The organism is Streptococcus oriscaviae (assembly GCF_018137985.1).
In the GTDB taxonomy this organism is placed as follows: domain Bacteria; phylum Bacillota; class Bacilli; order Lactobacillales; family Streptococcaceae; genus Streptococcus; species Streptococcus oriscaviae.
Genome location: NZ_CP073084.1, coordinates 1,662,063 through 1,688,331, shown reverse-complemented (window position 1 = coordinate 1,688,331; position 26,269 = coordinate 1,662,063). Strand labels below are relative to the sequence as shown.

The following is a 26,269-nucleotide window of genomic DNA, read 5'->3' as shown; positions in this document are numbered from 1 at the left end:
AAAAAAGAGTATCTTATCGAATACTCTTTGAGCGCAATAGTAAATCTTTTAGGGAAATCAGGGTGACTGCCAGCAGAATCAACAGCATTCCCAAAAAATCAACCAGATAAAATTGCTCATTGACCAGAAAAACCGCAAAAACAACCGAGGCGATGGGTTCAACAGAAGCTAAAAGGCTACCCTTGACTGGGCCAACCATACTGACACCTTTGAGAAAGGCTGTATAAGCAAAGATGGTTCCAACACCGACTATCCCTGTCAATCCCAGTAAACTCTCTCCTGTGAGAGGCAAAGAGGCTGTCCATGTCTGTCTGACTAGGGTAACGACCAACCCACCCATCAGCATTCCTAGCCCAATCACAACCAAAGAACCGTGGGTTTGTATCAGTCGACTGGGAAGGATGATGTAGAGGGCGTAGGTTACTGCGGAAAAGAGCCCCCAAAAAAGACCGACAGGAGTAACTGCCAACTCATTTAACTGACCGTGGGTCGCAATGAAAAAAGTTCCTGCAACAGCAAGCAGGATGGAAACAATCTCCACACCACTGGGCAACTCCCTCTCTTTTAAACAAGTATAACCCAAGACCAAAATTGGACAGAGATACTGCAAGACGGTTGCCGTCCCTGCATTTGTATGGGCGATGGCTGTCAGATAGGCTACTTGATTGAGTACCAAGCCCAGCATAGCAAAGCCAAAGATAGCCAAAAGAGCCTGCTTATCCCTTAGGACGGACTTGAGCTGATTCCTGGAGGTAAAAATGGCTAAAACGAGCAAGACAGCACCTGACAGCAACAGGCGCAGAGAGGTTAGCAAGTCCACACCAATTCCCATATCCATTAAATACTGGCCGCTAACTCCTGACAAGCCCCAAGCTATACCAGCTGCTAGAGTAATCAGCGTTCCCTTTGTTGATTGATTCATTCTTTCTCCTTTTGTACCAAAGAGTAGTATATCAAAAAAATAGCCCTAAGGACTATTTTTTCTCTGGTTGCTGCCAGAAATCTCTTTCTAGCTAATATCCGTATCTTGCTCAGCTAACCCGACCGCCTGTACAAAGCGCAAGAAGGCCGCTTGCCCTTGTGGGGTCCGTTTGTAGACACCAGCATCTTCCAACACTCGGCTAAAGACTTGACCGACCGCCTCTTGGACTACTTGGGTTACATTTTCAGGTGAGACCTCCTTATCAGCTTTTATCTGGTTTGCCCATTCTTGATGATAGTCGGCTACCTGATCCACTTTCCCCAGCAGAAAATCTTCGACAACCTTCAGCTCGTCCTTGAGCCGTGGCGGCAAAATAGCCAGACCCATGACTTCGATAAGGCCAATATTTTCCTTCTTGATGTGTTGAACATCGGGATGGGGATGGTAGATGCCGTCTGGAAATTCTTCCGAAGTTTGGTTGTCGCGCAGAACCAGGTCCAGCTCAAAGAGACCTTCTTTTTTGCGGGCAATAGGTGTGATGGTATGGTGAGCTTGGCCATTTGAGGAAGCCAAAATCCCCATTTCTGGGTCCGAATAGCCCTGCCATTTCTCCAAAATCTTGTCAGCCAAGTCAACCAGGCGAGATTTATCTGGCCCAGCAATCCGAACGACAGACATGGGCCACTTGACGATGCCAGTCTGCACATCCTCAAAGCCTGCGATGGTAAAGACCTGCTCCAGCGGAGCTTTTTCCATGGCAAAGGTATGGCGGCCGCCCTGGTAATGCTCATGGGTCAAGATGGAGCCGCCCACGATGGGCAAATCAGCATTGGAGCCTGCAAAGTAACCCGGGAAGAGATCCACGATGTTGAGGAGACGCTCAAAGGTCAGGCGACTGATTTTCATGGGCTCGTGCTGGCCATAAAAGAAGATACAATGCTCATTGAAATAGGCATAGGGCGAATACTGAAAGCCCCAGGTTTGTCCTTCCATCTCATAGCGGATGATTCGGTGGTTGGCCCGTGCAGGGTGGTTGATGTGGCCCTGGTAGCCTTCATTTTCCATGCAGAGCTGACAGAGTGGATAGCTCGAAGACTTAGCCAACTTAGCAGCCGCGATGGCCTTGGGGTCCTTTTCTGGCTTGGACAGATTGATGGTGATTTCCAAATCGCCATATTCCGTCGGGCTTTGGTAGTAGACATTTTTAACGATAGCCTTGTTTTTGACATAGTCATTGGCCTGACTGAGCTGATAAAAGTCCGCAATAGCCTGTTCAGGATCTCTTGCATAGATTTGCCAAAAGTTAGCATTGACCTGGCTAGGAGCTGGCGTGATGAGGTCCATGAGCTGGGCACCTATGATGTCCTGCTCCTCGAGGAGTTCCCCACAAAAGCCATTTTTGACAGCCAGAGCGACCAATTCATCCTTCAGATCAATGAGGTTCGTAGCGGTTGTTTCAGCCTCCACCCCTTCTTCTCCAACCAGAGCCATGACCCGATTGGAGAGGTAGGTGCGGTCCAATTCCTGGTAGAAACTAGAGGCGATGACCTGGCTGACAAAGCGTTCAAGTAAGGTTTCTGTCATGTGAATTTTCCAATCTTATTTGCGGGAAAGGACGCGGCTGCCACCAGCAATTTCTGCTAGATAGAAGGCTGGTGCGTAGCCGATTTTCTCAGTATAGATCCGACCGACAGTCTCAGTAAAGGCCTCCGCCTTGTCCTTGGCTACGATAGCAATGCCGCAGCCACCAAAACCTGCCCCCGTCATGCGGGCACCGAGAACTCCTTCTTGTTCCCAAGCTGTATGGGCTAGGGTATCCAGCTCAATGCCCGTCACTTCATAGTCATGTTCCAAGGAAACATGAGAAGCATTGACCAGACGACCGAAGCGCTCCAAATCCCCTGCTACCAAGGCAGCCTTGGCTTTAAGAGTACGCTGGTTCTCAGAAACGGCGTGGCGGGCTCGTTTGAGGCGGTTGGCATCCTTGATTAAGTAAGCATATTCATCGAAAGTTGCTTCATCCAATTCGCCCAAGGTCTGGATGTCCAAGGCAGCCTGTAATTCTTCCACTGCTTTTTCACATTCCGCCCGGCGCTCATTGTACTTGGAATCCGCCAATTCCCTACGCTTGTTGGTGTTCATGATGACAATCACATGGTCACCCAAATCAAGGGGTACCAATTCGTATTCTAAAGTGTTGGTATCCAGATAGATGCCCCTTTGATCCGCCCCCATACCGATGGCAAATTGGTCCATGATACCGGAATTGACCCCGATAAATTCATTTTCCGTCTTCTTGCCAATTTTCACCAAGTCCAGACGCTCCAGCTTCAAGGCAAAAAGTTCTTCTGCGATGATACCAATCAAGAGTTCCAGAGAAGCAGATGATGACAGGCCTGAGCCATTTGGAATATTGCCAAAGACATAGACATCCATCCCCGCATCAATAACATGACCCGCTTCCTGCAAGAATTTGAGAACCCCTTTTGGATAGTTGGTCCAGTTGTCCTCTTTCTTGAAAACCAGATCTGCCAAGTCCACTTCAATGACGCCCAAATCCTCAAAATTTCCTGAATAAAAGCGAAGTTTCTGGTCATCCCGCTTGCGGGCAGCCCCATAAGTTCCTAGTGTAATGGCTGCTGGAAAAACATGGCCGCCATTGTAGTCCGTATGCTCCCCAATCAGGTTGATACGGCCTGGTGAAAAGAAAGTGGCATCTGGTTCCTGACCAAAAATGGCTGAAAAGGCTTGATTTAATTGCTCTGTGTTCATAAGAACCTCCTTGCATCTTGTAATCGTTTTCTTTATTGTAGCCTAAACTCTATTGTTTTGTCAATATATTTACTAAAAATTTACTAACTATTTACGAAGCCGTTGATTTTATGGTATAATAGTGACAACTGATACAAGGAGACTGCCATGGTAACCATTAAAGACATCGCCCACCAAGCTCAGGTTTCTCCTGCGACCGTTTCTCGTGTTCTCAAAGGTGACAGCCGTCTGGCTGTTAGCCAAGAAACCCGCGAGCGAATCCAAAATCTGGCGCAAGAGTTGGGCTATACCAAACATTTGAAAAAACAACTTCCCCAAGAGAAAAAAGGCACCATCGGCATTGTCCAATGGTACACAGAAAACGAAGAGTTGGCTGACCTTTACTACTATTCGATCAGGGTCAGTATAGAGCAAGCAGCAAGCCAACTGGGCTACCAACTCGTTCGTGCCTTCAACGACTTGAACCACCCGCTTCTCGACCAGACAGATGGTATCATTGCCATCGGTAAATTTAGCGCCAAGCAGATTCAACAACTGGCTCACATACAGGACAAGCTCGTCTTTGTAGACTGCGATACATTAGAAGCAGGTTTTTCCTGTATCACGACAGATTTTGAACACTCTGTCAAAAAGGTCATCGATCACTTTCGATCTAAGCAGATAGAAGACATCGGGCTAATGGTCGGGGAAGAGGTAACCACAGATGGCTTGGAAAAACTGCTCGACCCCCGTCTGACCGCTTACAAGAACTACATGACCCAACTAGACCTCTATGAACCCCAACGGGTCTTTATCGGTAATTTTTCAACCCAATCAGGCTACCAACTCATGTGCCAAGCTATTGAAGAGTTAGGCGAAAAGCTGCCTGCAGCCTTTTTCATGGCCAATGATACTCTGGCTGTCGGTGCCTTGCGAGCTCTACAAGAGAAGGGAATCGCTGTTCCTGATAGAGTCCAGCTTATCACTTTCAACGATACCGCTATTACCAGACAGGTCTATCCTGCCCTATCCTCCATCAGTGTCTATACAGAGGAAATGGGGGAGGAAGCCCTCTTTCTCTTAGACAAAATGTTGACCACCTCTTCCCATTGTCACCCACGAAAAATCAAGCTAGGAACCCAGCTCACCATCCGTGACAGCAGCCTTTAAGCTATTCAGACAGAAAAAGTCGCGCATTCTCAATGACTGCGCGACTTTCGTTTAGCCCAATAAAATCTTTTCCAATTCAAGTGGCAGGATGTACTCATCCCCCTTGTAGGCCCGCATATTGCCTCCTGAAATTTCATCAATGAGCGCGACCTTGCCATCAATCAAGCCAAATTCAAACTTGATGTCATAGAGTTCCAGACCCTTTTTAGCCAATTCCTCCTTGACCACATCACCGATTTTTTTAGCCAAGTCAGCCAGCTCCTCATAGCTTTCTTCAGACATGATGCCCAAGAGAGCCAGAGCATCCTTGGTAATGAGGGGGTCGCCCTTAACATCATCCTTGAGGGTCACTTCCACATAGGTTGGAATTTCTGTACCAGACTCGATATAATCCCCATAGCGGCGGATGAAAGAGCCAACCGCACGGTAGCGAACGATGACTTCCGCACCCTTGCCAAAGACTATCGCCTTTTTGACAACTGCCTCATTCTTGTCCAAATCAGCGGAAACATAGTGGGTGTTGAGACCAAGAGCATTCAGCTTTTCATAGAAAAATTGGGTCATAGCCAATGCTGCACGACCAGCTCCCTCAATTTGAAGACCAACCTGGTTCTCACCTGGATCAAAGACTCCGTCCTTACCTGTCACATCGTCCTTGAACTTGAGCAAGACTGTTTTGTCATCCAGTTCATAGACATCCTTGGTTTTTCCTGTATAGATTTTTTTCATGTGTAACTCCTTTATGATAGATAGGAATGTTTTTCCTTTTTACAGTCTTATTATACACATTTCACGGACACAAACCTAATCATTTCCAATTTTTTATGAATAAAAACAGCAAAAAACGAACATTGCTCAAAAAGGTTGGATACAACATCCAACCTTCTTACTATTAACCGAGAACAAGTAGGAAAACAGACTCCCCTTTCTTCCAGTACCGCACCCTATATTCACCTTTAAGGTAGGGATTGTGGGAACTTAACCGAATCACACGCCCATTCAAAGCCTCAACGAGACCATAGGGGTTCCGATCTGTCACAAAGCGATAATGTGAGAAAATCATTTTATGCGCATAGACACCCACAGAAAATCGTCCTTTCGTATAGTTACTGGTCAGTTTGACGGGTAGGACCAAGTCCTCTCCATAGCGCATCACCTGTCGCATTCGGATGAACCTATATAACTTAAAGCATAGATAGGGCAAGAGCAGGAAAGCTACCAAAGCGATCATTAGGACTTTTCCCATACATTCTTACTCTAATCCAACAATTTCTGCAATTCTTGAGCCAAGAGCTGTTGAGCAACTTGTGGATTGGCCTGCCCCTTGGTCGCTTTCATAAGGAAACCGGTAAAAGCTTTGTCAGCGTTGCGTTTACCAGACTTGAAGTCTGCAACCGCTGCCTCATTGTCCGCAAAGACTTGATGGATAATCGGAATCAGGACGGCTGGATCTGAAATCTGTACCAGACCAGCTTTTTCAACATATTCTTTGGCAGAACCGCCTTCTTTTGCCAGATGAACGAAGACTTTCTTAGCGATTTTAGAGGAAATGGTTCCGTCCGCAATCAAGGCAATCATTTCAACCAAGTTTTCTGGTGTCAATGCAATTTGATCCAGCGTCTTGTTTTCGGCGTTGAGGAATTGAGCCACTTCACCCTGCAGCCAGTTGGACACTTGTTTGGCATCACCACCAAGGGCCACCGCTGCTTCAAAGAAATCCGATAAGACCTTGGTTGCAGTCAATTGTCCAGCATCATAATCTGATAAACCTAGATTGGTAATGTAGTGAGCGCGACGTGCTTTTGGAAAGACTGGCAATTCCGCACGCACTTCCTCAATCCAGCTATCATCAATCTCATAAAGCGGTAGGTCCGGTTCTGGGAAGTAACGGTAATCAGATGAACCTTCCTTAACCCGCATGAGAACTGTCTCGCCTGTTGACTCATCATAACGGCGGGTTTCCTGTTGGATTTGACCGCCAGAGCGAAGGATTTTTGCCTGACGCTCAACTTCGTATTGGAGTCCTTTGCGAACATAGTTGAAGGAATTAAGGTTTTTCAGCTCAGTCTTGGTACCAAAGGCTTCCTGACCGTAAGGACGAAGCGAGATGTTGGCGTCCACGCGCATAGAGCCTTCTTCCATTTTTACATCTGAAATACCTGTGTACTGGATGATTTCCTTGAGGGCAGTCAAGTAAGCATAGGCCTCTTCAGGCGAACGCATATCGGCTTCTGATACAATCTCAATCAATGGCACACCCTGACGGTTGAGGTCTACATAAGAATAGCCGTCTGTTCCGTGCGTGTTCTTACCAGCATCCTCTTCTAAGTGAGCGCGTTCGATACGGATTTTCTTGGTTGAGCCGTCTTCTAGCTCAATCTCAATCCAACCGTTGTAGCCAATCGGCTCGTCAAACTGGGAAATCTGATAAGCTTTTGGGTTGTCAGGATAGAAATAATTTTTCCGGTCAAAGTGCATTTCCTTGTGAATGTCCATGTTCAAGGCCAAAGCAGCCTTGATTCCTGCATCCACAACACCCTTGTTCAAAACCGGAAGAACACCCGGGAAGGACCAATCAATGATATTGGTGTTGGCGTTTGGATCCTCACCAAAATGAGCTGATGAAGGCGAGAAAATCTTAGAGTTAGTGTTCAACTCCACATGGACTTCTAGACCAATAATCGTTTCAAAGTTCATTAGGCTTCACCTCCAAAAATCACAGGTTGTTGCTTGTGGTAATCTGTTGTCGCTTCAAATGCAGCCGCTACTTGGTAGATGGTCTCTTCTGAGTATTTTGGACCAATCAACTGCAAACCAACTGGCAATCCTTCTACAAAACCTGCTGGAATGGAAATTCCTGGCAGGCCTGCCAAGTTGACAGGGATGGTCAAGAGATCCGCCAAGTACATGGCCACCGGATCATGGTTGAGCGTGTCCAGACCGAAAGCAACTGTCGGAGCTGTCGGCCCCAAAATCAAGTCATAGTCAGCAAAGACTTTTTCAAAGTCGCGGATAATCAAGGTGCGTACCTGACCTGCTTTTTTGAAATAAGCATCGTAATACCCTGCGGACAAACTGAAGGTTCCCAACATGATGCGACGCTTAACTTCCTCACCAAATCCCTGACTGCGGGTCTGAACATAGATTTCCTCCAGACTGGTCGCATCTTCTGCACGGAAACCGTAACGGATACCATCAAAGCGTTGCAGGTTAGAAGAAGCCTCTGACGATGCAATGATGTAGTAAACCGCCACCCCATACTTAGAATGCGGCAAACTCACTTCTTCAACGATAGCTCCGAGACTTTCCAGATGACGCGCTGCCTTCAGAATCACTTCTTTCACGGCAGGGTCAATCCCTTCACCCATATATTCTTTCGGGAGGGCAATCTTCATGCCCTTAATGTCTTGACCAATCTTGCTGGTAAAGTCTGCCACCTCTTGCTTGGTTGAGGTCGCATCTTTGACATCATGACCAGAAATAACATTTAGTAGCTGAGCATTTTCCTTTACCGTTTGAGAGAAAGGACCAATCTGATCCAAGGAAGAACCAAAAGCAATCAGACCAAAACGAGATACCCGGCCATAGGTCGGTTTCATGCCGACAATCCCACTAAAGGCTGCTGGCTGGCGAATGGAGCCACCTGTGTCCGAACCGAGCGATAAACGCACCTGCCCAGATGCCACAGCTGAGGCAGAACCTCCTGATGAACCTCCGGGAACCTTGGTCTGATCCCAAGCGTTTTTGGTTGGTTTAAAGGCGGAATTTTCATTGGAACCACCCATAGCAAACTCATCCAAATTCGTTTTCCCAATGACAATCATGTCCTTGGCGTAGAGTTTTTCAACTGCTGTCGCATCAAAAATCGGCTCATAATTGTAGAGCATCTTGGAAGCGGCTGTTGTCAAAATTCCCTTGGTAGAAATATTGTCCTTGACTGCAATCGGAATAGCTGCCATCACATTGTCAGCATCAATGCCTTTTTCGTCCAAGGCTTCGGCTTGAGCCAGAGCAGCCTCTTCTGAGATTGTCAAGAAACTATCAACCGCCCCTTCACGGCTTTTGATGTCTTCCAAAGTCGCCTGAGTCAGCTCAAGAGCCGAAAGCTCCTTCTTTACTAGGAGGTCGTGCAATTCTTCAATAGATAAATGATTCAAACTCATTAGGCGTCGCCTCCCCCTTCTAGGATGGCAGGAACCTTGATATAATTATCCTGCGCTTCTGGTACATTCTTAAACAAGTCTTCTCTTGCTTGTCCTTTTACAGCCACATCTTCCCGCAAGACATTCTTACGATCTGCCATGGTTGTTGTTACCGGAACTCCGGTCGTATCTACTTCGTTCAAGAGTTCTACCATGTCAACAATCTTGGTCAAAGTAGTGGCAAACTCACGGGTTTCCTGTTCCGAAAAAGCCAATTTTGACAATTTGGCAACATGTCGAACATCTTCTTCAGAAATCTTCATATTCTGCTCCTTATAAACTTTCACTATCTCCCTATTTTATCACAAAAATCGCAAAAGCTCCACGCAAGAAATACCAGCATCCACCTTTTCTGTAACGCTACAATTGATGTGAGAATCCTAGAAGTCAAAAAGAAGATTCACTGATAGGATAAGAGTACCACCACTCACCAATTCTGTTTTGTTGTGTTCTGAAACGCAACAATTTTCCTTATCGTTCCGAACCATATGAAAAAAGCCCAGATAAACATCTGGACTTGATTGTTAATAATCACGTTTTTTGATTTCATCGAAGATAGCTGGAATGAGAACCTTGAGATAGGTTCCTTTCATCCCCAGCGATCGACTCTCAATAATTCCTGCACTCTCAAGTTTCCGCAGGGCATTGACGATAACGGAACGGGTGATACCGATTCTGTCTGCGATAACAGAGGCTGTCAACTGGCCTTCGTTGCCCTTGAGTTCACCCAAGATGGCAGAAACTGCCTTCATTTCGGAGTAAGATAGGGTGTTGACTGCCATATTCACCGCTGCACGGCGGCGGATATTTTTCTCGTCTTCTTCCCGCTGGAAATTGAGCAACTGAATACCTACTACGGTCGCCGCAATTTCTACTAGGATTAAGTCATCCTCCAAAAACTGCTCTTCATTGCGCCAGATAATCAGCGAGCCAAAGCGGATACCCGTCACATGGATTGGGGCAATTGTCGTCAAGCCTCCTGGGTAGGTTGAACGCGACTCAACCGGAATAGCTGTCAACTCACTCTCCACTGGAAGGTTGACCTGCGTGTCGTAGACTTGGGCCACAGCCTTAATGTAGTCCTCTGGGAATTGCTTGTTGATAAAAAATTCCTCTACTCGGTCGTTGTTGGTCTTATACTTCATGTGATAGCCCAAGACTTCACCTTCGCTGTTGATAATACAAGCATTACAATCGATAATCTCTGACAAATGCTCTGCTATGGCATTGTATGGCAACTCTTCTGCCAACTGCTCCTCAGAACGCTTCAAAATCGAGGTAATGTCGCGTGTTTTTTCTAATAATGTTGTCATATTTTCCTCTTTACACTGTAATTGCTTACAGTATATCAAATTTTCGATTGAATTTCAATAATTATCAGAAAATTGGGTATTTTGCCTTTTCTTTTTCCTAAACAAGCCGAACAGGTTACCACTTTCCTAGAAAAATAAACTTCTACCATTTTATGTTTGTATTTATTTTTAGCTAAAATATGAAATTTTTGGCATTTTGCAACCCCTTTCAATGTTATAATAGTAGCGACCATTTTTATCCAAAAAAAGAAAAAGAAGGGTGATGCTTATGCTTAAAAAGAAACAGCTCATGAAACAGTTGACCCTTGGCGGTGCATCCTTGGCGGTTGGAATGGGACTCTTGGTCTCCTCCCAATTACCGGTGCAAGCCTTGGCTCCAACTCCAAATTCCGTGACGGTTCAATACCGCTACCTAGCTGAATCAGAATTGACCAAGGCGCAAAAGGACCTGATTCTTCCTAAACTAGAAAAACAGTCCTTAACCGCTGCAACTGCCACTGAAAACCAAACCCTCTATCTGGTTTACCGGGCAGATCAGAAAAAAATCTTCGGCATCCTCCCTGCAACAGGTGAGGGGAGCGGAGCCCTCCTAGCTATTAGTGGCATTGCCTTTCTTATCTTGGGCGTCAGCCTTGCGGGCAAAAAGAAAAAAGGAGTGATTTCCTCTATCCTTGTGATTACAGCTACCGGCTCCATCCTATCTCTCCATAGCATTGCAGCCTTGCAAGGACAGGTTTTAGCCGCCCACAACCAAAGCCATCAACTCACTGTCGGAGATAAACTGCCTGAAGCTAGTCAAATCAAGGGGTATACCTACTTAGGCTACGTCAACGAAAAAGACATCGCTGACATCCTAAACTCATCCTCTTCTACGGACACTAGTACAAGTAGTTCTACTTCTACCAATACCAGCTCCTCTACATCCATCAGCAGCGAGCAGGAAATTGCCTACTACAATCTCCAAAAATTGCTCCCATTTGCCAGCAAGGAAGACTGGCTTAAGGCTCTCAAACAGATTCCGCTGGATCATCCACTTGCCACTACAAAAATTGTCAGTCTGGTTCCGATGGCAGATAAAACTGTTCTTTCTGACTTAGCAGGAAAAGAGGGCAGTGCCAACCAGCTACTCCTCCATTTTGAAAATGGCAGCGTCCAATTCCTACCCATTCAACATCAGGAAAACAAGGGAGATTTGGCCCACTACAACCTTCTTGATTTACAGGTAGGCTACACACCGCGTCAAAACCTGAAAAATTACAATGCGATTCTCGATCAAGTACTCCCAGCTCTGTCTGCTGTTGAATTCCGTTCAGACAATGTTTATCAAGCTCTCGGCCTGACAGACAACCAAGAACACCAGATGGATCGACTCTTCTTAGAGCCATCCTTCAATAAGATCAAGGAAAACCTGACCGACTATCTCAAGAAAACTCTGGTCAACGACGATTCCGTCAACCCAGACGACCCAACATCCGTCAAAGACACCGTTCAAACAATCCTAAACAACAAGGAAAAAATCCTTCTCAGTCTTGCCTACCTTGACCGCTGGTACGATATTCAGTACGGCGACATCAGCAGTAAAGAACTGACTCTTTTCCACACCGATTTCTTTGGCGGAAAAGCGCAAGCCTTGGCCAACCTCTTAGTGGTCGGACAAAATGGCTATACTAGTTATAGCCCACAGCGCAACTACGCTGCCTACGGCGAATCACTTGCGACCGTGACAGGTAAGGCTAGTTTGACTGACTTCCTAGAAAGCTACCGCAAACTCTTCCTTCCTGATATGAGCAACAACGACTGGTTCAAACAAACCACAGATGCCTATGTGTTGGAAACCAAATCGTTAGCCCTGAGCGAAGAAGAAAATCAACAGCTGAACGTCTACGACCGCCTCAGCAACCCGCAAATACCAGAGGAGGTCATCACTACAAGAGTCCGTGAAAGCTACCTCAATATGCTCCTGCCACTCTTGACGACAAGTGAAGAAAACGTCTATATCGTATCAAACATGTCCAACCTGATTGTCAGCATGTACGACCGCTACATTGATATGAGCCTCAAGACCAGTGACCCACAAGCCTATCAAACAGAACTGGACAAGATCAAGGCGCAAATTCAGGCAGACGCTGAACTCTATCGCGCTCACTATGATATGTGGTATCGGGTTCTTCCTGAAAATCACCGCCATACCATGCTCTACTTCCAACCTGTTTGGGGGGGCTATGGTAAGTATGCTTACGATACTTCCGCCTACGCTTGGAAGGGAATCTGGTATTCTGAAACTGGTAAGCTGACGCAAGAAGCGCAAGACAAACTACAAGATGCTGCCACAGCCGAAACCACTCAGGCAATCCAAGAAGTCTTTGGCCCATCTGGCACCTACTTCTTACCTGAATTAACCTGGGCCGGCGCCTACGCCTGGAGGCAGGAAGTTAGCTTTGTCATTACCCCATTACTGGGCACTGACGGGGCAGTTACCCTGACCCATGAAATGGTACACGCCTTTGACTATGACAAGTATATGCTTGGCTACAATCACAGAGCAGGCATGCAGCTAGAAGCCTATCCGGAAGGCATGCTCCAAGCACCTGACCGCGTTGATTACAGCATTGTCGGCTTCAACTCTCTCTTTGACCACTCTGCCCATACCGGCACACGCTACCATAACTTGACTCCAGACCGCTTCCAGAATGCGGATGACCTCCAGCAATATGTCCGCGGACTCTTTGACTTGATTTATACACTGGAGTATGCAGAAGGCACCTCCGTTCTCAAGCAGACCAAAGACGTCCAACGGCAATGGTTCCACAAGCTGGAAACTACTGAAAAAACCTATCCAGGTTACGAAGAGTATGGCCCTTATGGTGTCAATATCAAGCGAGACTTCACAGATGAAGAATGGGCAAGCATGGAGTTGAAAACCATCGATGACCTCATCGACTACGATGTCACTGTACGTCGCGAATCTGCCAACCGCATTGAGCGCGATACCGAGAATCCGACCGAAGTCATGAACAACGGCTATCATAAACTCAGCCTTTTCGCTCCAATCTGGGCAACAGCCACAACTGAACGAGTGCCGGGAGACCTCTCCTTCCGTCGAACTGCCTTTGAACTCTTAGCAGAAAAAGGCTATGTCAATGGTTTGGTTCCTTACATGTCCAACCAGTACAAACAAGAAGGAAGCGATGTAGTTCCAGACTCTCTCATCTTCAGCCATATTCTGCCAGAATACGCTGGAGACTATAAGATCTTCAAAAAAGCCATGTACCAAGAACGGGTACAACAATTTGGCCAACTCAAACCAGTCACCATCCAATACGATGGACTGACCATTACCATTTCATCCTACGAGCAATTACAGGAACTCATGGATAAGGCCGTTGAAGCAGATGTTAGCGCAGGAAACTTCACTACCGAAGAAAACAAGGTATCTGAACTCAAAGGTGCACTTCACGATGCTTACCTGAAGTTGACGGATGACTACCGAACTACTATTTTTGAGTAACTCCCTGACAAAAAGGACCGAGAACAAACCTCGGTCCTTTTCCAATTGAACATTATGGGTGACTGACAATCATTTCTAAACAACCATCAAAGGTCCAGGCTTCAACATCAGTCGGCAGAATAAAATGGCTGCCTTTTTTGATGGGGTAAACTTGGTCATCGACCTCAATCTGTCCTTCCCCATCCAGAACACTGAGCAAGCTATATGGGGCACTCCGTTTCATCTCTACTGGCCCGTCCACCTGCCACTTGTAGACGGTGAAAAAGGGATTGCTGACATAGGTCGTCACGGTCAAATTCCCCACCACCACGGTATCAGGATGGCTGTTAGCAGGCTCGCCGATAGTCATGACATCGATTGACTGCTGGATGTGAAGCTCCCGTAAGTTGCCTGCGTCATCCTTGCGGTCAAAATCATAGACTCGATAAGTGGTGTCGCTAGACTGCTGGGTTTCCAAAATCAGAATGCCCTTACCGATAGCATGCATGGTACCACTAGGGACGAAGAAGAAATCACCCGCCTTGACCGGAACATGGGTCAAAAGGGGGTCCCATTCACCCTTCTCAATCATCTGTGCCAACTCCTCGCGGCTCTTAGCCGCATGACCATAGATGATTTCTGCCCCTTCTTCTGCAGCAATCACATACCAGCACTCGGTTTTGCCTAACTCTCCCTCATGCTCCAATCCATAGGCATCATCTGGGTGAACCTGCACACTGAGCCAGTCATCCGCATCCAAAATTTTGGTCAAAAGGGGAAAAACAGGACTCTGGCTATTGCCGAAAAGATCCCTGCGCTCCGCATACAGTTGGTCCAAGGCTTTTCCCTTGTGGAGGCCGTTAGCCACGACTGAAACCCCATTGGGGTGAGCGGAAATAGCCCAGTACTCCCCTGTCGTCGGACTAGGAATCTCATAGCCAAACTCTGTCTTCAGGCGCTGTCCGCCCCAGATTTTTTCCTGCATGACGGACTGTAAAAATAATGGTTCTGCCATAACAATGCTCCAATCTTACTTCTTTAAAGCAATCATATCAAATTTTTCGATTGTTTGCCAGAAGAAAAAAACCCAGTCAAGCTGGGTCTATCGTTTATTCCGAAATCTGCTTAGCCAGAGCAAAGTTGCCCAGTGTGGCAGAGCCGTTTTCAGCTACGGCTGGCGTGACAATGTATTCCTTCACATCTGGTACTGGCAGGTAGTCATTCATCAGACCTGTAAATTTCTCACGGACTCGGTTGAGCATGTGCTCTTGCGCCATCACTCCACCACCAAAGACAATCACTTGTGGACGGTAAAGAAGGGTCGCCTGTACAGCCGCCTGAGCAATGTAGTAGGCTTGGACATCCCAGACATCTGAATGGAGATCAATCAGCTCACCGCGGATACCCGTACGACCTTCCAATGACGGGCCAGCTGCCAAACCTTCCAAGCAACCATTGTGGAAAGGACAAACGCCATTAAATTCGTGTTTGACATCATAGGGATGGAGGGCTACATAGGTATGTCCAGCCTCTGTATGGCCGACACCGCCGACAAACTCACCATTTTGGATAGCTCCTGCCCCGATACCTGTCCCAATTGTATAGTAGACCAGGCTCTTCACACCCTTACGAACCAAAGCCTCACCAAAAGCAGATGAGTTAACATCCGTCGTAAAGTAAAATGGAATGTTAAAGTGCTTAGCAATCAAGCCCAACAAATCCACATTGGCCCAGTTTGGTTTTGGTGTAGAGGTGATAAAGCCATAGGTTTGAGAATTTTGGTCAATATCAATCGGACCAAAAGATCCAATAGCGATACCAGCCAAGCGGTCCTCATAGCGCTTGAAAAATTCAACCGTGCGCTCAATGGTTTCATAAGGTGTCGTTGTTGGAAACTGGGTCTTTTCAACCACTTGAAAATGCTCATCTCCTACTGCACAGACAAACTTGGTGCCACCTGCTTCTAAGCTACCATACAATTTTGTCATCAATCTTCTCCCTTTAATAAAATTTACTTTATTATACCATATATTTTAGCGAAAGGAAAAAGGCTTTCGCCTTTTTCTTCTTATTTTCTTTGATTTTTAGTTTTGACAGAAGTCATATTTTGTCAGAAAACGAACAATCAATTATTTAGCAACTTTGAGGAAGTCTGCTCCATGAGCAACTGTGCCTTGAGCAACTCCTTCAACCACTGCAAAGTCTGCTGTGTTGGTTACGATAACCATAGTTGTGTCATCCAAACCAGCTGCAGCAATCTTGCTAGAGTCAAACTTGGCAAGAGGAGCACCAGCCTTAACCTTATCGCCTGCTGCTACCAATTTCTCAAAACCTTCACCGTTCATTGATACAGTATCAATACCGATGTGGATGAGGAGTTCTGCACCGCTTGCTGTTTTCAAACCATAAGCGTGCCCTGTTTCAAAAGCAATGGTTACTTCTGCATCTGCAGGAGCGTAAACAACACCTTCAGATGGTTTAACTGCAAGACCTTTACCCATAGCACCAGATGAGAAGACTGGATCATTCACATTTGCCAATTCAACAACTTCACCTGAAAGTGGGGATACAAGCGTTTCTTCAGCAACTTCAACAAGTGGAGCTGATGCTACTGAAGCCTCAGGCTTTTTTGCAGGAGCTGCTCCTTCAGTCACTTCGTCTTCATAACCGAACATGTAAGTGAGGGCAAAACCAAGTGCAAAGGAAACTGCTACCATGAGGAGGTAAGTAAGAAGTTGGCCATTCCCTAAGTAGAGGGTCATACCAGGGATGATTGTTACACCCATACCTGTACCAGCAAGACCAAGGATAGATGCGAAGGCACCACCGATTGCACCTGCGATCAAGGAAAGAACAAATGGTTTACGGAAGCGCAAGTTGACACCGAAGATAGCAGGCTCAGTGATACCGAGGAAGGCAGAGAGAGCTGCTGGGAAAGCAAGTGCTTTCAACTTAGGATTTTTAGTCTTCACACCAACCGCTACGGTTGCAGCACCTTGTGCTGTCATCGCTGCTGTGATGATGGCGTTGAATGGGTTGGCACCTGTTGCCACCAATTGTGCTTCAAGGAAGTTGAAGATATGGTGCACTCCGGATACCACGATGATTTGGTGTACCCCACCGATGAGGAGACCACCCAAACCAAATGGCAAGTTCAAGACCGTTTGGGTCGCCACAAGGATGTAGCTTTCTACTACGTGGAAGACTGGACCGATGACAAAGAGTCCAAGAATAGACATGACAAAGAGTGTCACAAATGGCGTTACCAAGAGGTCCAAAACTTCTGGAACCACCTTGCGGACTGCTTTTTCAAAGTTAGCACCCAAGATACCAATGATGAAGGCTGGCAAGACGGAACCTTGCAAACCAACAACTGGGATGAATCCGAAGAAAATCAAAGGTTTCACATCGCCACCTGATGCAACGACCCAGGCATTTGGCAATTGACCAGCAATCAACATCATACCGAGAACGATACCGATGGTTTGGTTCCCACCAAATACGCGGAAGGTGGACCATACCACCAAGGCAGGCAAGACGATAAAGGCTGTGTCAGTAAGAATTTGGGAGTAGGTTAAGATATCACCTTCCAATGGCATGTTGAAGGCTGCCAACAATCCGCGAAGACCCATGAAGAGACCTGTCGCAACGATGGCTGGGATGATTGGAACAAAGACGTCACCGAAGGTACGAATTGAGCGTTGGAACCAGTTACCTTGTTGTGCAGCTTCTGCCTTCATTTCTGCCTTAGTAGCTGTCGGCAAGCCAAGAGCTACGACTTCTTCATAAATCTTGTTTACAGTACCAGTACCAAAGATGATTTGGTATTGACCTGAATTAAAGAAAGCACCTTGAACTTTTTCAATGTTCTCAACAGTGTCCTTGTCAATTTTTCCTTCATCGACAACCATGACACGAAGACGAGTCGCACAGTGAGCTACACTGCGAACATTTTCGTGTCCGCCAAGAGCGTCAATGACTTTTTTTGCAATTTCTGTATTGTTCATTTGCAAAAATCTCCTTATTGATTTTTTATGTTTTTGAAAGTGTTTTCACGCTTTCTATGGTCTTATTATATCACTTTTAAAAAATATGTCAAACGTTTTGCAGAAATTTTATTTTTTTCCGAGATAAAAGTTGCTTTTTTTGCAAAAAACATCTACTATTAGTGTATAGATACTTTTGGAGTAAATAATCATAAGAAAAATATGTGGAGGATACCATGTCACTAAGTATTGAACAGAGATATAAACCATATTCAGAGTGGACGGAGGACGAAATCAGCAAAATCAAAGAAAATGCTGCTTCATCTCCATGGCGCTCTGAGTTTCATGTGGAGCCTCCTCATGGTTTGCTCAACGACCCCAACGGTTTTTCATTCTTCAAAGGAAAATGGCAGTTGTTTTATCAGTATTTCCCATTCGGAGCCGCACACGGTCTGAAATCTTGGGTACAAACTGAGTCCACTGACCTCGTACACTTTAAGGAAACAGGTACCATTCTCTATCCGGATACCGAACTGGATAGCCACGGTATGTATTCTGGCTCTGCCATGCAGTTTGGCGACAAGCTCTTTATCTTCTATACAGGCAATGTCCGCGACGAAAACTGGGATCGCCTGACCTATCAAAATGGCGGACTGCTGGATAGCCAGGGAAATCTTGAAAAAGTTCCTCACACCCTCATTGAAAAACCAGAGGATGTGACTGAACATTTCCGTGATCCGCAGATTTTCTTCTATAACGGGGAATACTACGCCATCATAGGGGCACAAAGTCTTGACAAGAAAGGTTTTGTCAAACTTTACAAAGCAGACAAAGATAATTACAAATCTTGGAATTTTGTAGGGGACTTGGATTTTGAAAACGACGCCACTTCCTACATGATAGAATGCCCGAATTTGGTCTTTGTAGATGAACAACCTGTCTTACTTTATTGTCCACAAGGTCTTGATAAACGTGTCATTGATTACGGAAACATCTATCCAAATATGTATAAAATAGGTCAAACGTTTGACACAAAGACCGCAACCATCGTCAATCCTTCTCCGATTCAAAACTTAGACTACGGCTTTGAGGCCTATGCTACCCAAGCCTTCAATGCTCCTGATGGACGAGCACTTGCCATCAGTTGGATTGGTCTGCCAGATGTTACCTATCCAACTGACCGCTATGATTATCAAGGAGCCATGAGCTTGGTCAAGGAGCTGACCATCAAAGACGGAAAACTCTATCAGTACCCTGTCGAAGCCATTAGCAGCCTGCGCCAGTCAGAGCAGGACTTTACCAATCTTTCAAATACCAACAATACCTATGAGCTTGAATTGACCTTTGCGGCGGATACCAAGACCGAGTTGGTTCTCTTAGCAGACAAGGACGGTAAGGGCTTCAACATTACGGTAGATACCAAGGAAGGTGCAGTCACTATCGATCGTTCAAATACAGGTGAACAATATGCTCTTGAGTTTGGAACCAGCCGTTCTTGCAGCATTGACAAAGCTGAAACAACTGCTTCCATCTTCATTGACAAGTCTATTTTTGAAATCTTTATCAACAAGGGAGAGAAAGTATTTACCGGCCGCGTCTTTCCTCGCGAAGACCAGACAGGTATTCTTCTACAAGCAGGTGAGGTCACTGGTAAATACTATGAATTGAAGTATTAAGATATGGTCACTAAACTTACAGATGTTGCGAAATTAGCGGGGGTTAGCCCCACCACCGTTTCACGAGTTATCAATCGCAAGGGTTATCTCTCGGAAAAAACAATCCAGAAAGTTACTGCTGCCATGAAAGAGCTGGGCTATAAGCCCAACAATCTGGCACGGAGTCTGCAGGGGAAATCCGCCAAACTGGTTGGACTTATCTTCCCCAATATCAGCCACATTTTCTATGCTGAGCTGATTGAATACCTGGAACAAGAATTGTTTAACAAGGGCTACAAAACCATTATCTGCAACAGCCAACAAGACCCCGTCAAGGAACGGGAATACTTAGAAATGTTGGCAGCCAATCAGGTCGATGGGATTATCTCAGGTAGCCACAACCTCGGTATCACGGATTACAACCGTGTCGGAGCTCCTATCGTTGCTTTCGACCGCAATCTATCCCCTGAGATTCCCGTAGTATCCTCGGATAACTATGCCGGCGGTGTCCTAGCAGCCCAAACTCTGCAGCAAAGCCACTGCCAAACCATCGTCATGATTACCGGTAACGACGATAGTTCCTCTCCAACTGGACTCCGACGAACCGGCTTTAGCTCCATCCTGCCCGATGCCCACTACATCAATCTCTCCAGTGACTACTCTCCTATCCGAAAGGAAATGGAAATCAAACGGATTCTCAAGGAAATCAAGCCAGATGGCCTCTTTGCATCTGACGATTTGACTGCCATCTTGGTCATTAAGATTGCCAAAGAATTAGGAATCGCTGTTCCACAGGAGTTGAAGGTCATTGGTTATGACGGAACAACCTTCATCGAAAACTATGTTCCACAATTAACCACTATCAAGCAGCCTATTCAAGACATCGCAAAACTGACCGTCGAGCTCTTGCTCAATAAAATCGAAGGCCAAGAAATCCCGGCAACCACCTACTCCTTGCCCATTAGCCTACTTCCCGGAAAAAGCATTTAAAAAAGATTGGCGCGGCCAATCTTTTTTATACGATAAAATCATCTGTGACAGAAGATTTTAGCTCCCAAGCCCGAATCTGAACTCCCTGATCCAATTTCAAACCAGTTTCGGTTGCCGTCGGATAGAGGTGGCTGGTGAAAGTCGCTTCCCCATCATTAAAGAAGAACTCAATTGAACTGCGGTCGATAAAGACTCGTAGGCTTGTCAGCTCCTGCTCCAAAGGAACTGACAATTGTTCTCCAATAGCAACATTGAAACGCTGCTCCATCTGGCTGCGGTCAAAGTGACAGACTTTTTCCTGCGCATCATAAACCAAGCGCAGTCCACCCTTATCCCCTTCTTGACAGAAGAAGGCTAGGTCTAGGTTATCCTTACCAGTTGTTGTCAACTCTAGTTCACATACTCGCGGCAATCTCCCATCAAGCGCCAGTTCTTCTCCCCGTAGCTGGCTCAAGCCGGAAATAGGAGCCTGTTTGAGCCGGTTATCCTCAATCCGCAATTCCCGCGGAACAATCAAACTACCTTCCCAATCTTCACTCTCTGTCGGATAGTGATTGTCAGGCAGACCAATCCAAGCAGTCAAGATAGCCTTATCCTCTTCTTGGACATTGGCCGCAAACTGGGCAGCATAAAAATCAAATCCATAATCCAGATGGCGGTAATCTCCCTCTGCAGTAAAGGTTAATTTGGAGAAGTCCATCTGTCCAATGAGATAGATATTGTGATTGGTACTTGGCCCGCGATGAGGAAGCGTGGTGTACTGAGGTGAGAAGACGAGGACATCTTTTCCATTGATGCGCTCAATAGAGGGACATTCCCACATGCCACCCAAGTCCTCAAAGCCTGGTACCTTTAACTCACCAGCAAATGTCCACCCCTCAAGCAAAGAAGCAGAGGAATAGATAAGAACACGGCCTTTCAGTTCTTGCGACTGGGCTCCTAGAAGAATATAGTAGCGTTCCGTATCCTTGTCATAGACGACTTTTGGATCTCGCTGATGCTCCGTATAGGCAGGATGTGGCCCAAAGAGCGGCTCAGGATGTTTGATTAGTTGGCCTTGGTCTGTCAACTCCGCTACGCAAGTGTAGGGAGTTCGCACCCAGTTTTCATCTCGGTGGTTTCCTGTGTAGAATAAATACAGTTTGTCATCTGCTGAAAAACCTGAACCAGAGTGAACCCCTTTATTGTCGTAGATAGTATCCGGATGGATTCCCACTCCTTCGTTACGCCAATGAACCAAGTCAGCCGAAGTCGTATGATACCAATATTTAAGCCCGTGAACCGCTCCCCATGGACACCATTGATAGTAGAGGTGCCAGACACCCTTGTGATAGACAAAACCATTGGGGTCACTGGAAAGACCTGTTATCGGCTGGAGGTGGTAGGTCTGACGGTAATCGGAAGTCTGTATCTTTTCATACAATTCTGCAATCTCACTCTTGTCCTGCAAAACGCGATAGCGTTCTTCTTGAGTCCATTCTTTCATTTTCAGTCCTCTTTCAATTTATTTACTTCATTATAATGCAAGCGCTTCATTTTTTCAATTCTTTTTGAAGTAAAAAAGTATTTGCTTCACCAATTTCCAAACGTTCGGATTTTTTAGCAATAAGAAAAGCCTGCCTTCAAAAGGCACGCTTTTAATTTTCTTGAATAAACTGGCTTAACACACCATTGATAAATTTAGCGGAAGCTTCGTCAGAAAACTCTTTGGCCAGCTCGATGGCTTCATTGACAGCCACGCGAGCAGGTGTTTCTTCAAAATACAGAATTTCAAAGAGCCCCAACCGCATGATGTTCTTGTCAATCAACGTCAGACGCTCCAAGGTCCAACCAGTCTTAAGTTTGCCTGCGAGAGCCTTATCCAAATCTGACTGGTGGTCTGCAACGCCCGTCACCAGATTCAGGAGGAAGAGTGGAATTTCCACCTCACCCTGCTCTTCTTCCTTATCGTACAGATAAGAAAACTGGGCTGCCTGAAGGGGGTCTTGACCAAATTCCAACGAAACAATGGCTTGCAGGGCGCATTGCCGAAGGGAGTGTCTGGATTCTTGTTGCTTATTCTTCATCGAGGAAATCCTCGCCAAACAAGTCTTTCAAGTCTGGTTTTGGTGTTTTGTCTGGAACAATGCCATCCACATGGATATTTACAGCAACAACTGCTACATCTGCGTAGTTGGCAACTGCTGTTTTGACTGCACGCTGAATGTCCATGGACACCGCTGGCACATTGACACCGTATTGTAGATAAACGTAGATGTCTGCTGTCACGTTACCTTCTTCATCTGCCTGAAGATAGACACCGCGGTTCAAAGCTGTCTTTGATAGGCTGTCTGCCACGCGCTTGTTGTGGAGCGAGTGAACGCCATCCACCTTAGCTGCTGCAATGCCTGTAATCACCTCAAGAACTCGAGGGGCAATAACAATTTCGCCTAGATTCTCTTTTGTCATGAGCTCTCCTTTCTAAGTGCTGATTAAGCTCGTGAAACGTAGGTTCCTTCTGCTGTATTGATAACTAATTTTTGGCCGGCCTCGATAAAGTCTGGTACATTGACCACAAGACCTGTTTCCATTGTTGCAGGCTTACCAGAACCTGTTACGGTTGCTCCTTTGATAGATGGTTGTGTTTCTGCAACCACCAATTCAACAGTTGTTGGCACGGTTACACCGATTACCTCTGTTCCATAAAACTGGATTTTCACATCTGAATTTTCCAAGATATAGAGCAATTCTTCCTTGATGTTTGCCACTGGAATTTCATATTGGTCATAGGTTTCAGTGTTCATGAAATAAGCAGTGTCATCCATTTGGTAAAGGTATTGAGCAGGAACTGTTTCGATAATGGCTTGCTCAAATTTTTCATCTGGACGGTAGGTTGTATCAAAAGTAGAACCTGTACGAACGTCACGCAATTTCATCCGCATGATGGTATTTCCCTTACCTGGCTTGTGGTGGCTGGCATCCAAAACCTTGATTAGTTTGCCATCTGCTTCAAAGGTCATACCAGCTCTAAGTTTACTTGCTTCAATCATTGTATTGAGTACCTCTTAAATTTTTTTGATTCGTTTTATTTTACCACAAAATGCTGGATTTCTCAAATCTTGCAATACTGAACTGTCAAAGTCATTCAAACGCTCAATAGGCTTTTATACCCGTTTCCAGCAACAGACTAAAAACCCCCAGTGGGGGCTTATCACCATCATAGATTACAAGACAATCAACTCTTTTGGCGCCAAGGTTAATACTTCACAACCCGTTTCTGTAATCAATAGATCATCTTCAATACGGACGCCGTACAAACCGTCCAAATAGATACCAGGCTCATCCGTCAAGACCATTCCTGCCTTGATGGTTTCGTCAGAGTTACCAAAATAAGGATACTCATGAATGTCTAAACCGATACCATGGCCAATCCCGTGTGTAAAGTTGGCACCGTAGCCCGCCACGTTGATAATCTCACGCGGAATGCTGTCAAATTCACGATAGGTAAGACCTTCTTTGGCCTGCTCAATCAAGGCCTTGTTGGCACGCAAGACCACATCATAGATCTCGCGTTCTTGGTCTGTTACATGACCGATATGGATGGTGCGTGTCATATCACTCACATAGTGCTGATAGTAGCAACCAAAGTCCAGCGTCAAGCTCTCGCCTGTCTGAATAACCTTGTCCGATGCTCTTCCATGGGGCATAGCAGAGCGGTAACCAGATGCCACGATGAACTCAAAAGAAGCCCCTTCCGCCCCAAGCTGGCGCATGCGATGATCCAGGAAATGATTGACATCCATCTCCGTCGTCTGACCCGGTTTGATAAAGTCCAAAACATCCAGAAAGGCTTGGTCAGAAATCTGACAGGCACGGCGGATGGTCGCAATTTCCTTCTCATCCTTAATCATGCGCAAGTCTTCGATAAAGTTTGACATGGCAACCAACTGATAGCCTGCGAAAATGCTAGTCAGCCCTTGATAGAACCCATAGGTCACCTCACTGTCAAAACCAATTTTTTCAAGACCATCTTCCTTGATAACCTTAGCAATTTCTTCAAGTGCAAAACGGCTTTCAATAATATCAAAGCCTTGTACGGTCGCCTTGGCAATCAAGGTGTAGCGTGCATCTGTCACAAACAAGCGGCGCTTGCCACTGATGAAGACGGTCGCCTCTGTTCCCCAGAAACCTGTTAGATAATAAATATTATTCTGCCCAGTCACCAAGATGCCATCCACATCTGACTGGACCAATTTCGCTTCAAATTTTTCAAGTCTTTTTTGCATCGTAGCCCTCCAAAGATTTTGTAACTATTATAGCAGAAATGCGGACAAATACCAATTCTTTCCAGTAAATCCAGAAAAAAGTCGCCTAAGCGACTTTTCAAAACAGCATTAAGAGTTTCTTCTCATTTCCCTTTAAATTCACGAATCCGTTGAGGAATACCCTCTAAAAATTGATTCATTTTTTGTTGCCATTCATTTTCAAGAGCTTTCCTTTCTTGAGAATCTAGGTCGTCAATAGCCTTACTATTTAGGCCGATTTCGCTTAAAACTGGACTGACATTAGAGATTGTCTTTTTGCCAAAATGAATTTTACTCTCTTCCATCCATAAATTAAGTGACGAGCTTAACTCAACTTGTTCCCAAGGGATTCTGACAAGTGCTGGTTTGCCGAATAATTTCTTCTTAAAGGTGTAGACAGCTTCCTCTGTAAAGATAAGATTTAAACTTAGAGTTCCTTCAAACATGGCAAAAATATGTTCTTCATGCAACTCCTTGTAGCTTGGATAATGATACCAAAATACTCTAGCCGAATAAAGACTTGCATACTCCTTTGGTAAAAGAATTGTATCTTGTTCTTGCAAGTTTTTTTCTGCAATCATCCATTCAAGATTATTCTCAATAAGGGGAGTCCAAAAAACATAATCTGCAAGTTCGCTCAGGTACTGATAGCGTTCATAATCGATAAAAGTTGGGTCTATAGAGGTTCCTTCTAGGGAAGCAAGCAAATCATTTGAAGGCGCAGTAAGTCCTGGAATCTCACCCTTATAATCCACACGATTTTGCCTTGGTTTTAACTCTTTAACAATTTCTTCAGGTAAGAGGTTTTCTAACAAGGCTGTCAAGTTGGCTAACTCATGATTTGCCCAAAAAGTAGCATAAGAAAAGACATTCGTCAGTGCAATACAAAAAGAATAAACATCTACCACATATTCCTCAACGCTTGTAATCGTTTCTGAGCTAGGAACAAACTGAAGTAATTTTCCCAGTACACAAGAGGCCAAATAGTGTTCCCAAGTCTGATAACTATTTTTGATACGCTCTGTTTGCTTGGTAAACAGTTCCTCAAATTCTTCTTTAGTAATCAAGCGAGCAGCATGCGATTTCGTCAAAACATCAATTATACGGCAGTCATCAAACCCTTGAATGGTTCGAGAACCTGTTAATGAATTTAAAGAAAGGTAAAAGTCTTTTACATCAGGATTGGCTATTCCATCAATAAATGACGAAACATCTTCTAAAGCATGATAACGACCATCTTCAAGCTTATCAATTTCTTCTTTTAAACTTGAATAATCTGTAATGCCATAGTTTGTTTCTAACATGGTTCGCAACAGGCCTCTAGTCATCATATTGACACCTGGCATGACGACACTCATTAGTTCTTTTTCAATCAACTGTCCACTGACAGCATTGGCAAAAACTGAACTGTATCTATATGGACTGCACAATAAAACGTATTCCGATTGCATGGAGATCTCCTTGTTAAGAAACTTATTTTTTATATTATATCTGATTTGTACTAGCTTAT

General features: G+C 45.4%; 22 protein-coding genes. 4 read left to right on the top strand and 18 right to left on the bottom strand.

All coding sequences use genetic code 11. The features are described from left to right. Nucleotides 1-13 precede the first annotated feature (13 nt). The 3 genes from INT76_RS08545 to INT76_RS08535 form a co-directional block, all read right to left on the bottom strand. Entirely contained in the window at nucleotides 14-922 is a 909-nt protein-coding gene (locus tag INT76_RS08545; RefSeq protein WP_212570027.1) for a DMT family transporter, read from the bottom strand. 87 nt (nucleotides 923-1,009) lie between these two features. After that, nucleotides 1,010-2,506, bottom strand: a complete 1,497-nt coding sequence (galT, locus tag INT76_RS08540; RefSeq protein ID WP_212570026.1) for a UDP-glucose--hexose-1-phosphate uridylyltransferase — start codon at nucleotides 2,504-2,506, stop codon at nucleotides 1,010-1,012. A 15-nt stretch (nucleotides 2,507-2,521) separates the two neighbouring features. Next, nucleotides 2,522-3,694 (bottom strand): galactokinase, encoded by a 1,173-nt coding sequence (locus tag INT76_RS08535; protein ID WP_212570025.1) that lies wholly within the window; start codon nucleotides 3,692-3,694, stop codon nucleotides 2,522-2,524. Between the two features lie 147 nt (nucleotides 3,695-3,841). Between INT76_RS08535 and INT76_RS08530 the strand changes: the two genes are divergently transcribed. Then, nucleotides 3,842-4,843 carry a LacI family DNA-binding transcriptional regulator gene (locus INT76_RS08530; protein ID WP_212570024.1) on the top strand — a complete coding sequence of 334 codons (1,002 nt, stop codon included), beginning with the start codon at nucleotides 3,842-3,844 and terminating at the stop codon, nucleotides 4,841-4,843. Nucleotides 4,844-4,894: 51 nt separating this feature from the next. Here INT76_RS08530 and INT76_RS08525 read toward each other — a convergent pair whose 3' ends face one another. The 6 genes from INT76_RS08525 to codY form a co-directional block, all read right to left on the bottom strand. Further along, nucleotides 4,895-5,572, bottom strand: a complete 678-nt coding sequence (locus INT76_RS08525) for a phosphoribosylaminoimidazolesuccinocarboxamide synthase (protein WP_212570023.1) — start codon at nucleotides 5,570-5,572, stop codon at nucleotides 4,895-4,897. Between the two features lie 163 nt (nucleotides 5,573-5,735). After that, nucleotides 5,736-6,089, bottom strand: a complete 354-nt coding sequence (locus tag INT76_RS08520; protein WP_212570022.1) for a hypothetical protein — start codon at nucleotides 6,087-6,089, stop codon at nucleotides 5,736-5,738. A gap of 11 nt (nucleotides 6,090-6,100) precedes the next feature. Beyond that, a complete protein-coding gene (gatB, locus tag INT76_RS08515; protein WP_212570021.1) occupies nucleotides 6,101-7,540 on the bottom strand; it encodes an Asp-tRNA(Asn)/Glu-tRNA(Gln) amidotransferase subunit GatB in 1,440 nt (479 codons plus the stop codon). Continuing rightward, on the bottom strand, nucleotides 7,540-9,006 hold the full coding sequence (gene gatA / locus INT76_RS08510) for an Asp-tRNA(Asn)/Glu-tRNA(Gln) amidotransferase subunit GatA (RefSeq protein WP_212570020.1): 1,467 nt from the start codon (nucleotides 9,004-9,006) through the stop codon (nucleotides 7,540-7,542). Before gatA ends, gatB begins: the two co-directional genes overlap by 1 nt. Beyond that, nucleotides 9,006-9,308, bottom strand: coding sequence for an Asp-tRNA(Asn)/Glu-tRNA(Gln) amidotransferase subunit GatC (gene gatC, locus INT76_RS08505; protein WP_212570019.1), 303 nt, complete (start codon nucleotides 9,306-9,308; stop codon nucleotides 9,006-9,008). Before gatC ends, gatA begins: the two co-directional genes overlap by 1 nt. Before the next feature lie 261 nt (nucleotides 9,309-9,569). Next, nucleotides 9,570-10,358 (bottom strand): GTP-sensing pleiotropic transcriptional regulator CodY, encoded by a 789-nt coding sequence (codY, locus tag INT76_RS08500; RefSeq protein ID WP_212570018.1) that lies wholly within the window; start codon nucleotides 10,356-10,358, stop codon nucleotides 9,570-9,572. Nucleotides 10,359-10,626: 268 nt separating this feature from the next. Here codY and INT76_RS08495 point away from each other — a divergent pair, with 268 nt between their 5' ends. Then, nucleotides 10,627-13,866 (top strand): ZmpA/ZmpB/ZmpC family metallo-endopeptidase, encoded by a 3,240-nt coding sequence (locus tag INT76_RS08495; protein WP_212570017.1) that lies wholly within the window; start codon nucleotides 10,627-10,629, stop codon nucleotides 13,864-13,866. Between the two features lie 52 nt (nucleotides 13,867-13,918). Here INT76_RS08495 and manA read toward each other — a convergent pair whose 3' ends face one another. From manA to INT76_RS08480, 3 genes are all read right to left on the bottom strand, one after another. After that, nucleotides 13,919-14,860 (bottom strand): mannose-6-phosphate isomerase, class I, encoded by a 942-nt coding sequence (gene manA, locus INT76_RS08490; RefSeq protein ID WP_212570016.1) that lies wholly within the window; start codon nucleotides 14,858-14,860, stop codon nucleotides 13,919-13,921. Nucleotides 14,861-14,954: 94 nt separating this feature from the next. Further along, nucleotides 14,955-15,833, bottom strand: coding sequence for a fructokinase ScrK (scrK, locus tag INT76_RS08485; protein WP_212570015.1), 879 nt, complete (start codon nucleotides 15,831-15,833; stop codon nucleotides 14,955-14,957). 141 nt (nucleotides 15,834-15,974) lie between these two features. Beyond that, nucleotides 15,975-17,852 (bottom strand): PTS sucrose transporter subunit IIABC, encoded by a 1,878-nt coding sequence (locus INT76_RS08480; RefSeq protein WP_212570014.1) that lies wholly within the window; start codon nucleotides 17,850-17,852, stop codon nucleotides 15,975-15,977. A 215-nt stretch (nucleotides 17,853-18,067) separates the two neighbouring features. On the opposite strand from INT76_RS08480, the gene INT76_RS08475 reads away from it, so the two are divergent. Together INT76_RS08475 and INT76_RS08470 are read left to right on the top strand one after the other, a co-directional pair. Then, nucleotides 18,068-19,507, top strand: a complete 1,440-nt coding sequence (locus INT76_RS08475) for a sucrose-6-phosphate hydrolase (RefSeq protein ID WP_212570013.1) — start codon at nucleotides 18,068-18,070, stop codon at nucleotides 19,505-19,507. 3 nt (nucleotides 19,508-19,510) lie between these two features. Next, complete coding sequence (locus INT76_RS08470; protein ID WP_212570012.1) at nucleotides 19,511-20,476, top strand: LacI family DNA-binding transcriptional regulator; 966 nt, start codon at nucleotides 19,511-19,513, stop codon at nucleotides 20,474-20,476. A gap of 25 nt (nucleotides 20,477-20,501) precedes the next feature. Here INT76_RS08470 and INT76_RS08465 read toward each other — a convergent pair whose 3' ends face one another. The 6 genes from INT76_RS08465 to INT76_RS08440 all read right to left on the bottom strand — a co-directional run bounded on the left by INT76_RS08465 (nucleotide 20,502) and on the right by INT76_RS08440 (nucleotide 26,210). Next, nucleotides 20,502-21,962 carry a glycoside hydrolase family 32 protein gene (locus tag INT76_RS08465; protein WP_212570011.1) on the bottom strand — a complete coding sequence of 487 codons (1,461 nt, stop codon included), beginning with the start codon at nucleotides 21,960-21,962 and terminating at the stop codon, nucleotides 20,502-20,504. A gap of 151 nt (nucleotides 21,963-22,113) precedes the next feature. After that, nucleotides 22,114-22,542: a transcription antitermination factor NusB gene (gene nusB / locus INT76_RS08460; RefSeq protein ID WP_212570010.1), complete on the bottom strand. Its 429-nt coding sequence runs from the start codon at nucleotides 22,540-22,542 to the stop codon at nucleotides 22,114-22,116. Beyond that, a complete protein-coding gene (locus INT76_RS08455; RefSeq protein WP_212570009.1) occupies nucleotides 22,532-22,924 on the bottom strand; it encodes an Asp23/Gls24 family envelope stress response protein in 393 nt (130 codons plus the stop codon). Before INT76_RS08455 ends, nusB begins: the two co-directional genes overlap by 11 nt. Nucleotides 22,925-22,947: 23 nt before the next feature. Then, nucleotides 22,948-23,505: an elongation factor P gene (efp, locus tag INT76_RS08450; RefSeq protein ID WP_212570008.1), complete on the bottom strand. Its 558-nt coding sequence runs from the start codon at nucleotides 23,503-23,505 to the stop codon at nucleotides 22,948-22,950. 174 nt (nucleotides 23,506-23,679) lie between these two features. After that, nucleotides 23,680-24,741: a M24 family metallopeptidase gene (locus INT76_RS08445; protein WP_212570007.1), complete on the bottom strand. Its 1,062-nt coding sequence runs from the start codon at nucleotides 24,739-24,741 to the stop codon at nucleotides 23,680-23,682. Between the two features lie 122 nt (nucleotides 24,742-24,863). After that, nucleotides 24,864-26,210, bottom strand: a complete 1,347-nt coding sequence (locus tag INT76_RS08440; RefSeq protein WP_212570006.1) for a DUF1266 domain-containing protein — start codon at nucleotides 26,208-26,210, stop codon at nucleotides 24,864-24,866. Between the last annotated feature and the right edge of the window lie 59 nt (nucleotides 26,211-26,269).

Excerpts from the sequence above, each read along its gene's own strand:
- INT76_RS08445 (WP_212570007.1), bottom strand. The coding sequence starts at position 24,741 with ATGCAAAAAAGACTTGAAAAATTTGAAGCGAAATTGGTCCAGTCAGAT.
- INT76_RS08465 (WP_212570011.1), bottom strand. The coding sequence starts at position 21,962 with ATGAAAGAATGGACTCAAGAAGAACGCTATCGCGTTTTGCAGGACAAG.
- INT76_RS08455 (WP_212570009.1), bottom strand. The coding sequence starts at position 22,924 with ATGACAAAAGAGAATCTAGGCGAAATTGTTATTGCCCCTCGAGTTCTT.
- INT76_RS08525 (WP_212570023.1), bottom strand. The coding sequence starts at position 5,572 with ATGAAAAAAATCTATACAGGAAAAACCAAGGATGTCTATGAACTGGAT.
- INT76_RS08470 (WP_212570012.1), top strand. The coding sequence starts at position 19,511 with ATGGTCACTAAACTTACAGATGTTGCGAAATTAGCGGGGGTTAGCCCC.
- INT76_RS08495 (WP_212570017.1), top strand. The coding sequence starts at position 10,627 with ATGCTTAAAAAGAAACAGCTCATGAAACAGTTGACCCTTGGCGGTGCA.
- gatB (WP_212570021.1), bottom strand. The coding sequence starts at position 7,540 with ATGAACTTTGAAACGATTATTGGTCTAGAAGTCCATGTGGAGTTGAAC.
- nusB (WP_212570010.1), bottom strand. The coding sequence starts at position 22,542 with ATGAAGAATAAGCAACAAGAATCCAGACACTCCCTTCGGCAATGCGCC.
- efp (WP_212570008.1), bottom strand. The coding sequence starts at position 23,505 with ATGATTGAAGCAAGTAAACTTAGAGCTGGTATGACCTTTGAAGCAGAT.
- INT76_RS08530 (WP_212570024.1), top strand. The coding sequence starts at position 3,842 with ATGGTAACCATTAAAGACATCGCCCACCAAGCTCAGGTTTCTCCTGCG.
- galT (WP_212570026.1), bottom strand. The coding sequence starts at position 2,506 with ATGACAGAAACCTTACTTGAACGCTTTGTCAGCCAGGTCATCGCCTCT.
- INT76_RS08535 (WP_212570025.1), bottom strand. The coding sequence starts at position 3,694 with ATGAACACAGAGCAATTAAATCAAGCCTTTTCAGCCATTTTTGGTCAG.
- gatA (WP_212570020.1), bottom strand. The coding sequence starts at position 9,006 with ATGAGTTTGAATCATTTATCTATTGAAGAATTGCACGACCTCCTAGTA.
- INT76_RS08520 (WP_212570022.1), bottom strand. The coding sequence starts at position 6,089 with ATGGGAAAAGTCCTAATGATCGCTTTGGTAGCTTTCCTGCTCTTGCCC.
- INT76_RS08545 (WP_212570027.1), bottom strand. The coding sequence starts at position 922 with ATGAATCAATCAACAAAGGGAACGCTGATTACTCTAGCAGCTGGTATA.
- manA (WP_212570016.1), bottom strand. The coding sequence starts at position 14,860 with ATGGCAGAACCATTATTTTTACAGTCCGTCATGCAGGAAAAAATCTGG.
- codY (WP_212570018.1), bottom strand. The coding sequence starts at position 10,358 with ATGACAACATTATTAGAAAAAACACGCGACATTACCTCGATTTTGAAG.
- scrK (WP_212570015.1), bottom strand. The coding sequence starts at position 15,833 with ATGACAAAATTGTATGGTAGCTTAGAAGCAGGTGGCACCAAGTTTGTC.
- INT76_RS08480 (WP_212570014.1), bottom strand. The coding sequence starts at position 17,852 with ATGAACAATACAGAAATTGCAAAAAAAGTCATTGACGCTCTTGGCGGA.
- INT76_RS08440 (WP_212570006.1), bottom strand. The coding sequence starts at position 26,210 with ATGCAATCGGAATACGTTTTATTGTGCAGTCCATATAGATACAGTTCA.
- INT76_RS08475 (WP_212570013.1), top strand. The coding sequence starts at position 18,068 with ATGTCACTAAGTATTGAACAGAGATATAAACCATATTCAGAGTGGACG.
- gatC (WP_212570019.1), bottom strand. The coding sequence starts at position 9,308 with ATGAAGATTTCTGAAGAAGATGTTCGACATGTTGCCAAATTGTCAAAA.